The organism is Bradyrhizobium sp. C-145 (genome assembly GCF_023375135.1).
In the GTDB taxonomy this organism is placed as follows: Bacteria; Pseudomonadota; Alphaproteobacteria; order Rhizobiales; family Xanthobacteraceae; genus Bradyrhizobium; species Bradyrhizobium zhanjiangense.
In genome coordinates, this window is record NZ_CP088150.1 from 7,703,576 (window position 1) to 7,718,862 (window position 15,287).

General features: G+C 65.0%; 14 protein-coding genes. 2 read left to right on the forward strand and 12 right to left on the reverse strand.

Annotated features, from left to right (window positions below; translation table 11 throughout):
• Positions 1-110: 110 nt before the first annotated feature.
• The 6 genes from LRP30_RS36150 to LRP30_RS36175 form a co-directional block, all read right to left on the reverse strand.
• Positions 111-896, reverse strand: coding sequence for an ABC transporter permease (locus LRP30_RS36150; RefSeq protein WP_128936202.1), 786 nt, complete (start codon positions 894-896; stop codon positions 111-113).
• The gene (locus LRP30_RS36155) at positions 893-1,705 is read right to left on the reverse strand and encodes an ABC transporter permease (protein ID WP_249761912.1); all 813 of its coding nucleotides are present in this window, start codon (positions 1,703-1,705) and stop codon (positions 893-895) included. The genes LRP30_RS36150 and LRP30_RS36155 overlap by 4 nt, the downstream gene beginning before the upstream one ends.
• A gap of 68 nt (positions 1,706-1,773) precedes the next feature.
• Positions 1,774-2,823, reverse strand: coding sequence for an ABC transporter substrate-binding protein (locus LRP30_RS36160; protein ID WP_206734282.1), 1,050 nt, complete (start codon positions 2,821-2,823; stop codon positions 1,774-1,776).
• Positions 2,824-2,845: 22 nt separating this feature from the next.
• The gene (locus tag LRP30_RS36165; RefSeq protein WP_249757901.1) at positions 2,846-4,153 is read right to left on the reverse strand and encodes an FAD-binding oxidoreductase; all 1,308 of its coding nucleotides are present in this window, start codon (positions 4,151-4,153) and stop codon (positions 2,846-2,848) included.
• Positions 4,154-4,169: 16 nt separating this feature from the next.
• The gene (locus LRP30_RS36170; protein WP_091879782.1) at positions 4,170-4,886 is read right to left on the reverse strand and encodes an HAD family hydrolase; all 717 of its coding nucleotides are present in this window, start codon (positions 4,884-4,886) and stop codon (positions 4,170-4,172) included.
• A gap of 32 nt (positions 4,887-4,918) precedes the next feature.
• Positions 4,919-5,998: an ABC transporter ATP-binding protein gene (locus LRP30_RS36175; protein WP_249757902.1), complete on the reverse strand. Its 1,080-nt coding sequence runs from the start codon at positions 5,996-5,998 to the stop codon at positions 4,919-4,921.
• 213 nt (positions 5,999-6,211) lie between these two features.
• Here LRP30_RS36175 and LRP30_RS36180 point away from each other — a divergent pair, with 213 nt between their 5' ends.
• Positions 6,212-7,150: a LysR family transcriptional regulator gene (locus LRP30_RS36180; RefSeq protein WP_128936208.1), complete on the forward strand. Its 939-nt coding sequence runs from the start codon at positions 6,212-6,214 to the stop codon at positions 7,148-7,150.
• A gap of 230 nt (positions 7,151-7,380) precedes the next feature.
• Here the strand turns inward: LRP30_RS36180 and uxuA are convergent, their stop codons facing one another.
• From uxuA to LRP30_RS36210, 6 genes are all read right to left on the reverse strand, one after another.
• A complete protein-coding gene (uxuA, locus tag LRP30_RS36185) occupies positions 7,381-8,571 on the reverse strand; it encodes a mannonate dehydratase (RefSeq protein ID WP_249757903.1) in 1,191 nt (396 codons plus the stop codon).
• A 13-nt stretch (positions 8,572-8,584) separates the two neighbouring features.
• Positions 8,585-9,634, reverse strand: a complete 1,050-nt coding sequence (locus tag LRP30_RS36190) for an L-idonate 5-dehydrogenase (RefSeq protein ID WP_249757904.1) — start codon at positions 9,632-9,634, stop codon at positions 8,585-8,587.
• On the reverse strand, positions 9,631-11,037 hold the full coding sequence (locus tag LRP30_RS36195) for a TRAP transporter large permease (RefSeq protein ID WP_128936211.1): 1,407 nt from the start codon (positions 11,035-11,037) through the stop codon (positions 9,631-9,633). The genes LRP30_RS36190 and LRP30_RS36195 overlap by 4 nt, the downstream gene beginning before the upstream one ends.
• 4 nt (positions 11,038-11,041) lie before the next feature.
• Positions 11,042-11,620 carry a TRAP transporter small permease gene (locus LRP30_RS36200; RefSeq protein ID WP_249757905.1) on the reverse strand — a complete coding sequence of 193 codons (579 nt, stop codon included), beginning with the start codon at positions 11,618-11,620 and terminating at the stop codon, positions 11,042-11,044.
• Between the two features lie 116 nt (positions 11,621-11,736).
• Positions 11,737-12,714, reverse strand: a complete 978-nt coding sequence (locus LRP30_RS36205) for a sialic acid TRAP transporter substrate-binding protein SiaP (RefSeq protein WP_164934353.1) — start codon at positions 12,712-12,714, stop codon at positions 11,737-11,739.
• Between the two features lie 70 nt (positions 12,715-12,784).
• Positions 12,785-13,597, reverse strand: coding sequence for a FadR/GntR family transcriptional regulator (locus LRP30_RS36210; protein WP_128956048.1), 813 nt, complete (start codon positions 13,595-13,597; stop codon positions 12,785-12,787).
• A gap of 145 nt (positions 13,598-13,742) precedes the next feature.
• On the opposite strand from LRP30_RS36210, the gene LRP30_RS36215 reads away from it, so the two are divergent.
• Positions 13,743-15,227, forward strand: a complete 1,485-nt coding sequence (locus LRP30_RS36215) for a mannitol dehydrogenase family protein (RefSeq protein WP_249757906.1) — start codon at positions 13,743-13,745, stop codon at positions 15,225-15,227.
• Positions 15,228-15,287: the final 60 nt, after the last annotated feature.

Below are 15,287 nucleotides of genomic sequence, written 5' to 3' on the forward strand. Positions count from 1 at the left end.
CGCGAGGTCTGTCGGTTGCGGATGGTACTAATCCCGAACGACCAATCTTCGCCAAAACACTCCCTGGGGGTAATGGGTCCTGGCCTTCGCCAGGACGACAATAACTCCCCTCACCCGCTCCTCTTCTGCCGCGTGCTCGCCAGTAGCACCAGCATGAAGGAGGCCGCCGTCATCAGCGTCGAGATCGCGGCGATGGTCGGGTCGATCTCGTCGCGGAGCGCGGTGAACATGCGCTTGGTCAGCGGCTGGAACTGGCCGCCGGAGATGAACAGTGCGACGATGGTCTCGTCCATCGCCGAGATGAAGGCGAAGATGCCGCCGGCGAGCACGCTCGACTTGATCTGTGGCAGCGTCACCGCGAAGAAGCTGCGCAGGCGGTTCATGCCGAGGCTGCGCGCCACCATCTCCTGCGCGGGGTCGAAGCTCTGCAGGCCCGCGAGCACCGAGATGACGACATAGGGCAATCCCAGCATCACGTTCGCGAGCACGAGGCCGGGCATGGTCGCGACCAGGCCGACCTTGGCATAGACGAAGAAGATGCCGACCGCGGTGATGATGATCGGCACCACCAGCGGCAGCAGCAGTGCCATGTGGATGATGCGCATGATGCGCAGCTTCGACTGGCTGATGGCATAGGCGGCGGCCACGCCGAGCGGGGTCGCGATCACGACGGTCAGCAGCGCGACCGTCAGCGTCACCCGCGTCGCCTGCATCCAGGCGGAGTTGGCGAAATATTGCTGGTACCAGCGCAGCGAGAACGACGGCGGCGGGAAAGTCAGGAACCGCGCGCTCGAGAACGAGATCGGCGCGATGATCAGCACGGGAAGGATCAGATAGACCAGCACCAGCGCGCTGATCACGTAGAGCGCAATCCGTGCGGGCGAGGCGCGCATCATTTCTGCCCCAACACGCGGTCGAGCGAGATGAAGCGGCTGACGACGAAGAAGATCAGGAGCACGCTCAGGAGCAGCACCACCGCGACCGCGCTGGCCGCCCCGAACTGGTTGTAGAGCTCGACATTGCGGCTCACCAGCATCGACACCATCACGGTGCGGCCGCCACCGAGCAGCTCCGGCGTGATGTAGAAGCCGAGGCAGAGCACGAACACCATGGTGCAGCCAGCGAGCACGCCCGGCAGCGACAGCGGCAGGAACACGCGGAAGAACGTCAACGACGGGCTCGCACCCAGGCTGGCGCCGGCCTGCATGAGATCGCCGGGGATCTTCTGCATGGTGGCATAGAGCGGCAGCACCATGAACGGCAGCAGGATGTGCACGGTCGCAACCACCGTGCCGAACGTGTTGTGGACCAGCGCGAGCGGCTCGGAGATCACGTCCAGATAGCGCAGGAACTGGTTGATCACGCCGGTGCGCTGCAGCAGCGCCAGCCACGCATAGGCCCGGACCAGCACGCTGGTCCAGAACGGCAGCACGACCAGCGACAGGACGAGGATGCTCCACGCTTTCGGCAACGAGTTGGCGAGATAGGCCACGGGATAGCCGAGCAGCAGCGCAATCAATGTGACCGCGAGACTGATCTCGAAGGTCAGCGCAAAGCTGCGCCAATAGACATCTTCGGTGAACACGCGGCGATAATTCTCCAGCGTAAAGCCGTCGTGGTAGACCGACTGCCAGGCGAGCCAACCGACCGGCAGCATGATCAGCGCCAAGATCACCAATAGTGCCGGCGACACCAGCGCCAGCATCAGGCCGTGCTCGCGGCGCTGATGCTTCTGCGATGGATCGGACACGGATGTCGTCAAGGCTGCCTCGCTCACTTCTGCATGAACGACGCCCAGCGCTTCTCGGCCGCTTCGCCCGCGGGCGAGGACCACCAGGCATAGGACATCAGCGCCTGCTTGGCCGCGTTGGCCGGCTCGCTCGGCAATTGCGCGGCGCGCTCGGGCTTGATCACATTGGTCTCGAACGCCTTCGGATTACCGGGGCCGTAGTCGATGTGGAGCGGCAGGTTGGCCTGGTGCACGGGATCGACGGCCTCGTTGAGGAACTTCACCGCCGTCTCGTGATTCGGCGCGCCCTTGAGAATGCAGAGCGAAGTGCTCTGCAGGATGCCCTGGTTGTAGGTGAAGGCCACCTTGGCGCCTTCCTTGGCGACCGCGCTGACGCGGCCGTTCCAGGCCATCTCCATGTCGACCTCACCGTCATTGAGCAGCTGCGCCGACTGCGCGCCCGAGGTCCACCACACCGTGATGTGCGGCTTGATCTCTTCCAGCTTCTTGAAGGCGCGGTCGACGTCGAGCGGATAGAGCTTGTCGGGCGCGACGCCGTCCGCCATCAGCGCCGCCTCGAGCGTGGCGATCGGGTGGTTGCGCAGCGCCCGGCGGCCGGGGAATTTCTTGACGTCCCAGAAATCGGCCCAGCTGTTCGGCGCATCCTTCGGGAACGTCTTCTGGCTGTAGGCCAGCACGCTGGAATAGAATTCGTAGGACACCGAATAGGGACTGCGATAGGCCTCAGGCATCGCCGCTGCGTTGGGGATCTTGGAGAAGTCGAGCTTCTCGATCAGCCCCTGCTCGCCGCCGCGCAGGCAATAGCCGGTCGGGGTGTCGACAACATCCCAGATCGGCTTGCCGCTGCCGACCTGGGTCTTGATCGCGGGCCAGGCGTCGGGAATGGAGTCCTGGTTGATGGTGATGCCGAGCTTCTTGGCGGAGGGATCGAGGATCGCCACCGTCTGCGCCTGCTGATAGGCGCCGCCCTGCGAGACGAAGGTGATCTGCTCGGCGGCACTGGCAGCCGTGGTGGTCAATCCGATTGCACCAAGCAATGCGCAGCCAAATCCAAACTTCTGCTTCGTCGTCATCCTCACCTCCTCCAAATAGATCTCACTGACCGATCGCATCGAGAAACTGGTACCAGCCGGCGACCATGCGCACGGCGGGCTCGCGCAGCGGATAGAACGGAATCGCTTTCATGCGCCTGATATCGAGCAGGCCGACCTCGGGCGTCTCGCCGCGCACGAAAGCAGCGAGATAGCGGCCCATCAGGCTCGACATTGCGACACCGGCGCCATTGTAGCCCATCGAGACCAGCGTGCGGTCGTCGAGCCGGCCGATATGCGGCACCGAGTCCAGCGTCATCGCGACAAGGCCCGACCATTTATAGGCGAGCGGGATATCGGCGAGATCCGGGAAAATGCCGACCATCGCCTTGCGCAACGCATCAAACGCCGGTTCGGAATCCTGCTTGCCGAAGGCGCCACGGCCGCCGAAGATCACGCGATTGTCGACCATCCGGAACCAGCGCATCATGCGCTTGGTCTCGGTATAGGTGCGCCCCGTCGGCATCAGCTTGCCGGCGAGATTGCGCGGCAGCCTGTCGGTGGCAATGATGGCGCTGCGGAACGGGATCAGCGTGCGCTGCATCTGCGCGGTGGCATCGGTCAGATCCGAATAGCTGTTGGTGGCGATGATCGCCTGCTTCGCCCGCACCGCGCCTTTCGGCGTCTCGGCGACGATGCCGCCATTCTCCCGCCGGAGTTTGAGCACCGGCGACTCCTGGAAGATGGCAACGCCGCGGCGCGCGACGCCGTCGGCAAGGCCGCGCAGATAATTCAGCGGATGAATGCCGCCCGAGCCGGGATTGAGCACACCGCCGACAAAGACGTCCGAGCCGGTCTCCTCGCGCACGCCGCGCTTGTCGAGGATGCGGACCTCCGCATCGCCCATCTCGCGCGTCATCCAGTTGGCTTCGTCGATCGCGGCCTTCAGCGTCGTCTCGTTATGCGCCGCCTTGACCTGGCCGGTGCGGGTGAGGTTTGCGCTGGTGATGCCGAACTCCGAGACCATCTCTTCGACCATGTCGGTCGATTCATGCGCGATCTCGTACATGCGCCGCGCCATGGCGCGGCCGTGCACGGCATCGATCTCGCGGAACGAGAGGCGGAATTTCGCGGTGATCACCCCACCATTGCGGCCGCTCGCGCCCCAGCCGGGGCGGTTGGCCTCCAGCACGACCGGTGCGAGCCCGCTTCTGGCGATGTGGTGCGCAGCGGAGAGGCCGGTATAGCCCGCACCGATGATCACCACATCCGCCTGTCGCTCGCCCGACAGAACCGGAAACTCGCGCGCCGGCTCGGCCGTGGCGGCCCACAGCGAATTGGCTGACGGCAGCGCGCTCCAGTCCCGTGTCATGCCTGCGCTCACGGACTCAGGCCGCCGGGCCGATAGCGGCGTCGGCGAGCGCCTTCAGCGTCGGATAATGGAAATCCGGCTTGGTCAGCGTCTCCACCGCCGGCGTGCCGCCGAAGCCGGCAATGCCCTGGCGGCGCTCGATCCAGCACACCTTGTAGCCGAGCTTCCGCGCGATCCCGATGTCGTGGTACTGGCTCTGCGCGACGTGCAGGATGTCGGACTGCTTGTAGCCGAAGGCGGACTGGCGACCCTTGTTGTAGGCGAAGAATTCCGGGTTCGGCTTGGCCACGCCGGTCTCGTCGGCGCAGACCGTGTCGTCGAAGGGATTGCCGAGCGCATGCGCGTAACAGGAGAGCGCAACGCGGTCGGCATTGGTCATCGCGACCAGCCGGAATTTGGTGCGCAGGCGCTTGAGCGCCTCGACCGAATCCGGGAACGGCCCCCAGCGCAGCACGGCGAGCTGGAACATGTCGCAGGACGCATCGTCGGCCGGCAGCCCGAGCTCCTTGGCGAGATAGCGGTAGACGTGGAACATCACCTCGCTCGAGCGCTCGTAATGCTTGTCACGACCGCGCTTGTAGGATTCGAATATCTGGTCGTCGCTGAGCTCGGCTGGCGTCTTGCCCGAGATCCTGCGCACCGCGGCGAGCACGCCGGTCTCGAAGTCGATCAAGGTGCCGACGACGTCGAAGGTGAGAACCTTGAAATTGCTGAACGCGGCTTGGGTCGACATGTTCGTTTCTTCTCTCAGGTTGCAACAAGGCTTCAGTCCACCCTGGGCACCACGATGGTGTCCTCGGGGTGAAGGGTGACGGTGAGACTGCCGCCGAGCGGCGGAATGCGGCTGTAGGCCTGATGGTAGCTCGGCTGGCGCAGGCTCAGCGCGATGCCGCCTTCCAGCGCCAGGAAGACACGTAGGCTCTCGCCCTGATAGACGACGTCGGTGACCGTGCCCGTCAGCCGGTTACAGGCGGCATCCTGCACGCCGTCGTCGATCAGCAGTTTTTCGCTATGCACGGCGAGCATCAACGCATCGCCATCCGGAATGGCACGGGCGCTGCGCAGCAGCGCGTTGCCGAGCGCGACGCTGGCCGCATCGACACGGCGAACGGGCAGCATCGTTGCTTCCCCGATGAAACTCGCGACAAAGGAATTTGCGGGATGATCGTGCAACCGCTCGGGCACGTCGATCTGGATCAGCCTGCCGTCCTTCATCACGGCGACCCGATCGCTCATGGTCAGCGCCTCACGCTGATCATGGGTGACGTAGATGATTGTGGCGCCGATGCGCTTGTGCAGCGCGCGCAGCTCGATCTGCATGGATTCGCGCAGCTGCTTGTCGAGCGCGGAGAGCGGCTCGTCCATCAGGATCAGCCGCGGCTCGAAGATCATGGCGCGGGCCAACGCCACGCGCTGGCGCTGGCCGCCGGAGAGCTGCGCGATGCCGCGCGCCTCATAGCCGGCGAGGCCGACCATCGCGAGCGCTGCGCGCACCTTGTCAGGCCAGCTCGCTTTCGGCAGCCGGCGCGCGCGCAAGGGAAAGGCGACATTCTCGCCGACGCTCATATGCGGGAACAGCGCGTAGTTCTGGAACACGACGCCGAGATCGCGCTTGTGCGGCGGCATCCAGGTGACGTCGCGGCCGCCGAAGAGAATTGCTCCGCTAGATGGCAGGATGAAGCCGCCCAAAATGCCGAGCAGCGTGGTCTTGCCGGAACCGGACGGGCCGAGCAGCGAGACGAACTCGCCGGCGCCGACATTGAGGGACACGTCATCGAGGGCGCGAACCGCGCCGTACGTCTTGCTCGCGGACTTGATCTCGACGCTTTCCGCTCGCTTGTCCAACGATCGACCCTCGCCACGTCCGTGTGATGGCGTGCCTCACTGCGCGCCATAAGCCTGCTTTATAGACAGGGATTCCGAGCACTCACGGACGAAGCGTGCACCGCACCAAATCTTCCTCCGCAGGCCCTGTCTTTTGGGCTGTCATGCCAATGACACCAGACTTGGCAAAACTCGGCAATTGCCAAATTCTCACGCGGCTCATAACATGAGGTTATGCCCGAGCTGCGCCGCATGCTGCCGTCCAGCAACGCCCTGTTCGTCTTCGACGCGGCGGCGCGCAATGGCAGCTTCACCGCGGCGGCCGCAGAATTGAACGTCACGCAGCCGGCGGTGAGCCGGATGCTCGGCCAACTCGAGGAGCATCTCGGCGTTCGCCTGTTCGATCGCACGGCCGGACGCGCGGTGCTCACCGAAGAAGGCGAACTGCTGTATCGCCGCGTGCTCGAAGGCTTTCGCAGCATCGAGAGCGGCCTCGTGGAAATCGAACGGCGGCGCAAGGGCACCGAGACGGTGACGCTGTCGGTCTCCTCCGCCTTCACCACGCATTGGCTGATGCCGCGCATCGACAAGCTCCAGAAGCAGTTTCCGCAAGTCGATCTCCGCTTCCAGCTGATCTCCGGCGCGCTGCGCGGGCCAGTGGACAATGTCGATCTCGGCATGCGCTTTCGCGATCGCGACGAGCCGTCGTCCGGCGGCACGCTGATCATGAAGGAAGTCATGCTGCCGATGTGCAGCCCCGGCTATCTTGGTGAGACCGATCCCACTGAAGGCAACACCATCATCCGCCTCGCCGAGACGCCGGGCGACTGGGCCGCCGATTACGCATCGCTCCTCACCGGGCGCCGCGGCGCGGCCAAGGCGCTGAGCTTCACCGACTATGCCGTGGTGGTGCAGGCCGCGCTGCTCGGCCAGGGCATCGCGCTCGGCTGGCTGACGGTGGCCTCGCACTGGCTTCTCACCGGCGCGCTGGTGCCGGCCTCCGATACCCTCACCACCACGCGCCGCGTCTGCGAATTCCTGCCGCCGCGCAACCGACCGATGCGCCCCATCGCCGTCGAGATCCGCGACTGGATCATCGCCCAGATGAAAAGCGAGATCGCCGCGATTGACCGGCTCTATCCGAAACTCGGCGCGATGGCGGCGTGCTATTGAGGACGCGTTGGAGTGAGGCACCTCTCCCCCCACGTCATTGCGAGCGCAGCGAAGCAATCCAGATTCTTTCCGCGGAGGGATTCTGGATTGCTTCGCTACGCTCGCAATGACGATGTGGGTGGGGCTTTCGTATAGCGGTTATCTGACTCGCGGCGAGTCCCCCTCACCCGGAATCCGCGCTTTCAGCGCGCATTCCGGCCTCTCCCCGCAAGCGGGGAGAGGCGAAGAGTTCACCGATGCTCGATCGCCCTGATCGCGCCGCGGAGTTCCGCGAGGCCGCGCAGGCGGCCGATCGCGGTGTAGCCGGGATTGGTGCGCTTGGTGGCGGCGAGATCGTCGAGCATGCGGTGGCCGTGATCGGGACGGAACACGATTCTCTTGTCTCGGGAACGCCGCGCATTCTCCTTTAGCAGCGCCTTAAGCACTGCGACCATGTCGACGTCGCCGTCGAGATGATCGGACTCGTAGAACGACAGGCCGTCGGCCTCGCGCTTGGTCGCGCGCAGATGGGCAAAGGCGATGCGAGGGCCAAAGCGCTCTGCCATTTCCGGCAGATTGTTCTCAGGCCGCACGCCGAGTGAGCCCGTGCACAGGCAGATGCCGTTCGCCTTGGACGGCACGGCGTCGAACAGCGCCTGGTAATCCTCGGCCGTCGAGGCAACGCGCGGCAAGCCGAACAGCGGGCGCGGCGGATCATCCGGATGCAGCGTCAGCGATACGCCGAGTTGCTCGGCGACCGGCGCGACCCGGCCCAGGAATTCGGCGAGATGCCGCCGCAGGATCGTTGGCGTGATGTCGCGATACGTTTCCAGCCGGTCGCGGAATTGCGGGATGGTCATCGGCTCGGTGGTCGAGCCCGGCAGCGCGCTGGCAATGACCATGACGAGGTAGTCGATGTCGGCCTGGCTCATCTTGTCGAACAGCCGTTTCGCGCGCGCCTGCTGCTCCGGCGAATACTCCTGCACGGCGGCAGGTCGCTTGAGGATATGCAGCTCGAAGGCGGCAAAGCGGTCCTGGTCGAAGCGCATGGCACGGGCGCCGTTCGGCAGCTCCCATTCCAGATCGGTGCGGCACCAGTCGACGACAGGCATGAAATTGTAGCAGATGATCTTGATGCCGGAAGCGGCCACGGCTTCAAGACTTGCGATCCACGCCTCGATCGACTTCGTCGCCTTGCCCCCGAGCCGCTTGACGTCGTCGGGGATCGGAATCGATTCCACCACCGACCAGGTCAGCGGCGAACGGCCGGGCTGGCCGTTCTCGATGAAATTCTTGCGCTCCTCGACCGCCTTGCGCGTCCAGGCTTCCCCGATCGGTACCTGATGCAGCGCGGAGACAATGTCGGTCGCGCCGGCCTGCCTGACATCGTCGAGCGACACCGGATCATCCGGCCCGTACCAGCGCCATCCCTCCAGCATCATGCCAGTTCTCCAATCAGTTCGCGGTCAGCACGACCTTGACGCTCTGCGAGCGGTCGAGTGCCAGCCTGAGCGCATCGGGCGCGGTCGACAGCGGCCGTTCGGCGGTGACCAGCGACAGCACATCGAGACTACCGGCCGCGATCAGTTCCACCGCCGTCATGAACTCGAAGCCAAAGCGGAACGAGCCGCGCAGGTCGATCTCCTTCGCCATCACCGCGTTCGACGGCGTCGGGATCTGCCCGCCCGGCAGATTGCCGATCTGTACCACGACGCCGCCGCGCCGCACGATGCCGATCGCGCTCGCAAGCCCCGCGGCCGTGCCGGAGACCTCGAACGCGACGTCATAGGGTCGCGAAGCCGCCTGCGCCTTCAGACCCTCCTCCCCGCCCGAGACGTTTTCGACATGCGAGGCGCCGAGCCGGCTTGCGAAAGCCAGTGGCGCCGGCGCGATGTCGGCCACCGTGACATCAGTCATGCCGGCGCGGTGTGCGGCGAGCATGGTCAGAAGCCCGATCGGGCCGGCGCCGAAGATGATGCCGCGCTTGCCCTCGATGTTGCCGGCGCGCGCGACCGCGTGCAGGCAGACCGCGAGCGGTTCGGCCAGCGCCGCAGCCTGATAGGACACGTGATCCGGGATCTTCACGCACTGCGCCGGGATCGCATCGAAGTAATTGGCGAAGCCGCCCTGCATGTGCGGCGTCTTCGAGGCCGAGCCCATGAAGTAGATGTTCTCGCAGAGGTTCGGCCGGCCCTCGCGGCAGGCGACGCAATGGCCGCACCAGCGCGACGGATTGACGGCGACGCGGTCCCCGATCTTCAGGTTTGCTGCGGGACCTGCGATCTCCACGACCTCACCGGAGATCTCGTGGCCCAGCACCAGCGGCGACTTCACCACGAAATCACCGGTGCGGGCGTGGCGGAAATAATGCATGTCCGAACCGCAGATGCCGCCGGCGCCGAAGCGGATGCGCACCATGCCGTCACTGAGTTTGTCGAGCGGATGCTCGATCATGCGCAGGTCTTCTGGTCCGAACAGGGTCGCGGCGAGAGCAGTGGAGGTCATTTGGAGAGTCCCATGTATTTTGGCAGCCAGAGGGTCAGGTCGGGAATGTAGGTGATCGCGATCAGCGCGAGCATCAGCGGCACCAGCCAGGGCAGGATCGCCACCGTCGTGCGCTCGACCGAGAGCTTTGCCACGCGGGCAAGCACGAACAGCACCATGCCGAGCGGCGGGTGCAGCAGGCCTATCATCAGGTTCAGCGTCATGATCAGGCCGAAATGAATGGGATCGATGCCGAGCTTGAGCACGATCGGTAGCAGGATCGGCACTAGGATGGTGATCGCCGCCGTGGTGTCGATGAAGCAGCCGACGAACAGGATCAGGACGTTGGCGAGTGCCAGGAACACCCATTTGTTGTGGGTGACGCTGAGCATCCAGTCCGACAACGTCTGCGCGGCCTGTGACACGGTCAGCAGCCACGCGAAGATCGAGGCCGCCGTGACGATAAACAGCACCGAGGCCGTGGTCTCGATGGTGTCGAAGGTCGCCTTCGCCACCGTTTGCAGCGTCATGGTGCGGTAGCGGATGAGGCCGAGGAACAGCGACCAGATCACGGCGGCGACCGCGGCTTCCGTCGGCGTGAACCAGCCGAGCGTCATGCCGCCGATCAGGATCACCGGCGCCATCAGCGCCATCACCGCCGAGAAGTCGAAATACCAGTCGATCACCAGCAGCGTGCCGAGACCGATGACCACGGCCATGTTGACCGAAAGACCGGCCAGCACCATCAGCCAGATCGCGAGGGGAAACGAGAGCACGATGACAATCTCGAGCCCGGCCGAGCCGAGCTGCGGCCAGGAGAACGGCGTATCGCTGCCCCATTTGTTCTTGTGCGCGAAATAGGTGACGGTGGCCATCATGAACAGGGTCAGGACGATGCCGGGAATGACGCCGCCGAGAAACAGCGCGCCGATCGAGACGTTCGCCATCATGCCGTAGATCACGAAGGGCAGCGACGGCGGGATGATCGGCCCGAGCGTCGCCGAGGCTGCGGTGACGCCGACCGAGAACTCAGTAGAGTAGCCGTGGTCCTTCATCGCCTTGATCTCGATGGTGCCGAGACCGGCGGCGTCCGCGATCGCGGTGCCGGACATGCCGGAGAAGATCACCGAGCCGATGATGTTGACGTGACCGAGGCCGCCGCGCATCCACCCGACCAGCGCGACGGCGAATTTGTAAATGCGCCCGGTGACGCCGGCAATGTTCATGAGGTTGCCGGCCAGGATGAAGAACGGCACGGCCAGCAGCGGAAAGCTCTCGACGCCGGCGATCATGCGCTGCGCCAGCGTGACGTCGGGCGTCACGCCGCTGACCAGGATGTAGAGCAGCGACGACGCGGCCATGGCAATCGCCACGGGAACGCCGAGCAGCATCAGGATGAGAAAGCCTCCGAGCAACAGCAGCATGATGTTATATCTCCGATCCGTCGTAGGCACCGGGACGTTCGAGGACCGAATAACCCTGCCGCCAGTGTTGCAGCGCCGCCTGCACCGAGCGAAGGAACATCAGCACGAAACCGAGCAGCACGGCGTAATAGACATAGTTCTTGGGGAAGTTGATCGTGGTCATCTGCTCGTCGCCGATGATCTGGATGTAGACCCAGACCAGCTTGGTGGCGTAGCCGAAGAAGGCGATCCGGATCAGGTCGATCACCGTCGACAGCGCACGGCCCACGGGCCGCGGCAGATAGCGATAGACGAGATCGACCTGGATGTGCCGCGACAGCCGCACGCACATCGCGGCGCCGATGAAGACCACGCCGATCAGGCAATAGGTCGCGATCTCCTCGGTCCAGGCGTAGCTGTCGTTGAGCACGTAGCGGGTGAAGAACTGGAGGAAGACGGCGAGCGCCATCACCCAGAAGATCGCCAGCGCCACCCAATCCTCGAACGCGTAGATGCCGAGATCGACCTTCGGCGTCGCCTCCTCCTCGAAGGTGTGGGCGATCTCGTCCGCGGTGATCTGCCGGTGTATTTCGGCGGTCGACATGGGGTTGCTCCTCAAACGTCTCAATCGTCATTCCGGGCGGCTCGAAGAGCCGAACCCGGAATCTCGAGGTTTCCGGATTCGACGCTTACGCGTCGCTCCGGAACGACGGGCATCGGTTACTTGACCGCCTGAATCCGCTCCCAGTCGGCCTTGCGATAACCAAAGGTCTCGAACGCAACGTTCTTCAGCACGGTGTCGCGGAACTCGTTCTTGTCGACCTCGGTCACGCTCAAGCCCTTCTCCTTGAAGAAGGCGACCAGCTTGGCCTCGTTCTGCTTGATCTCTCCGGTGGCCTTGGCGGCGGCTTCCTGCGCCACGTCGGTGAAGATCTTCTTGTCCTCGTCGGAGAGCTTCTTCCACAGCGCGCCGGCGACCACTGTGTTGAGGTGATCGACGATATGGCCAGTCAGCACGATGTGCTTCTGCACCTCGTAGAACTTCTTGGCCTCGATCGTGGTCAGCGGATTCTCCTGCGCCTCGACGGTGCCGTTCTGGAGCGCGAGATAGACTTCGGCGAAGGCGATCGGCGCGGTGTTGGCGCCGCAGGCGCGCGGCATCGCCAGATAGGCCGGCACGTCGGGCACGCGAATCTTCAGGCCCTTCATGTCGGCGCAGGTCTTGATCGGCTTGTTCGACGAGGTCTGGCGCACGCCGTAATAGGTCACCGCGACGATGTGGTGGCCGCTCTTGTCCTCATAGCCCTTGGCGAGCTCCTTGAAGATGTCGCTCTTGGTGTAGGCGAGCAGATGGTCGGCATCACGGAAGGTGTAGGGATAATAGGTCACGCCGATCGGCGGAAAGCTCTTGGCCGCGAAGCTCGAGCCGGAGATGATGATGTCGACCGAGCCGAGCGACAGGCCCTGGTTGATGTCGGCCTCCTTGCCGAGCTGGGAGGCCGGATAGACCTCGATCTGATAGCGCCCGTTGGTGCGCTTGCCGATCTCCTGCGCGGCCCAGACAGAGGCGGTGTGGAACGGCTCCGACGTCTCGTAGACATGAGCCCATTTGAGCTTGGTCTGCGCCATGCCCGCATTGGTCGCAGCCAGCAGCGCAGCGGCGGTGATCGCCGCGGCAATCGTCATCTTCTTCAACATCGACTTTTCCTCCATCGTTCAAGTCTGCTTCTTGTTCGCCCGCCCCGACAAGGATGCGGACCGCCCAATCTCATCGCCGCCGCGCGTGGCTGCTCGCAGCCCGCTTCTTCGGCGCATGTTTTGGTTTTGACGGTTTTGCCGCAGGTCGCGCCATGCTGCCGCGTCCGGACGACGATCCCGCCGCGTTCTCGGCGCCAAAATTCTGCGCAAAGCGTTCCTGGGAGCGCGCCAGATGAACGCGCATGGCATCGCGCGCGGCGTCCGGATCATGCGCCACGATCGCGTCGCGCACCGCGCGATGCTCGTCGAGCGCCGTGCGCCACGTGCCCGGGCTCTCGAAATAATGCGCAAGCTGCGCGAAATAGGGATTGAGGCGCTGATCGAACAGCTCGCCGACCACGCGCACCAGGACTGCGTTGCCAAGGCTGCCGGCGATTGCGACGTGAAACGCGCGGTCGTGGACCATCGAAGCTTCGCCGGGATGCTCGACATTCTCCATCGCGACAAGGGACGCATCGATGCGGGAGATATCGTCCTTGGTTGCCACGCGCGCGGCCTGTTCGGCGATGGCGCTTTCCAGGAATTCGCGGGCGCGCAGCAGCTCGAACGGGCCTTCGATGACGGAAGCGGGTGCCGGTGCCGCAATGGCGGCGGGCTCGATCACGTAGATGCCGGACCCGACGCGGATGCGGAGGCGGCCTTCGACCTCGAGCGCGATCAGGGCTTCGCGCACCGTCGGCCGCGACACCTTGAGCTGCTCGGCGAGCTCGCGCTCGGTCGGCAAGCGGCTGCCGACCGCGTACTCGCCGCTGTCGATCAGGCTTCGCAATTGATCGGCGACCTGGCGATAGAGCCGTCTCGCCTCCACAGCTTCCAGCGGCACGCTGGTCCTCCCGAAAGGATCGCGCGACGCACCTCAAGCACTCCGCGACCGGCCAATTTTGGAAAATTGGTCTTACCAATTGACCGGAGCATTGACCGAGGACGGGCGCCGTGTCAAGCAGCGGCAAAGCAAAGGGGAGACGTCCATGCGCCTTAATTCGACGCGCCTTGGCCGCGCCAATCTCGACCGGCTGCCACCTCGCATCCGCCGGCCGGCCTATGACCGCTCGCGCGTCACGTCCGGAATCGTGCATCTTGGTCTCGGCGCGTTTCATCGCGCGCATCAGGCCGTCGTCATCGACGATTGCCTTGCCGCAGGCGCTGCGTCCTGGGGCATCGTCGGCGCGAGCCTGCGCAGCCCGGATACGCGCGATGCCCTCGCCCCACAGGACCACCTCTACACCGTTGCCATACGATCGGCCGAAGGCACCGAGCACCGCGTCATCGGCGCGCTGCTCGGCAGCGTCGTCGCGCGCGAGGATCCGGCACGGCTGGTCGGGCGGATGGCCGATCCCGCCATTCGCATCGTCTCCCTGACCGTCACCGAGAAGGGCTATTGCCACACGCCGCAGACCGGCGATCTCGACGAGCGGCATCCCGACATCGTGCACGATCTCAATAATTTCGACGCGCCGCGCTCGGCGCCCGGCTTCATCGTGGCTGCGCTGGCACGCCGCCGCGCACAGGGCCTTCCGCCCTTCACAGTGCTGTGCTGCGACAACCTCGCCGCCAACGGCCACACCGTGCAGCGGATCGTGACGCAGTTCGCCGCGCTGCGCTCGAAGGAGCTCGGCAAGTGGATCGCGGATGCGGTCGCCTTCCCCTCGACCATGGTCGACCGCATCGTGCCGGAAACCACGGATGCCGACCGGGAAGCGGTGTCATCCGCGCTGGGCATGCGCGATGCATGGCCCGTGATGACCGAGCCGTTCACGCAATGGGTGGTCGAGGACCGCTTCACGGCGGGCCGGCCCGATCTCGCCGCCGCAGGCGTCGAGCTCGTCAGCGACGTGAAGCCGTTCGAGCTGATGAAGCTGCGGCTGCTCAATGCCAGCCATTCGGCGCTCGCCTATCTCGGCTATCTCTCAGGCTACGAGACCATCGCCGACACCATGCAGGACCTGCATTTCGCGCGCCTCGCCGCGCAGGTGATGGAAGAAGCCGCGGTGACGCTAACAATGCCTTCAGGTACCGACCTTGCCGCCTATCGCGCCTCGCTGCTCGAGCGCTTCGCCAATCCTGCACTACACCACCGCACTTGGCAGATCGCGATGGACGGCTCGCAGAAGCTGCCGCAGCGCCTGCTCGGCGCGATGCAGGATCGCCTGCGCAAGGATTTGCCGATCGCAACCCATGCGCTCGCGGTGGCCGGCTGGATGCGCTACGTCACCGGCCTCGACGAGCAGGGCCGCGCCATCGACGTGCGCGATCCGCTCGCCGGCGAATTCGCCGCATTGGCGCGCGAGGCAGGTCCTGTCGCCGAACGGCTCGCGCCCGCATTGCTCGCCGTCGCGAAGGTGTTCGGGCCGCTTGGCGCCGAGCCGCGCCTGCGTGAGGCGGTGACCGCGGCGCTCGGCCGTCTCTACAAGGATGGCGCACGGCGGGCAGTGGCAACGCACGTCTCGGCGTGACTGCGAACGGGCCATGCTGCACTGCGGTCAAAATTGACGGAAGTCGCGCTTGATTTTTGC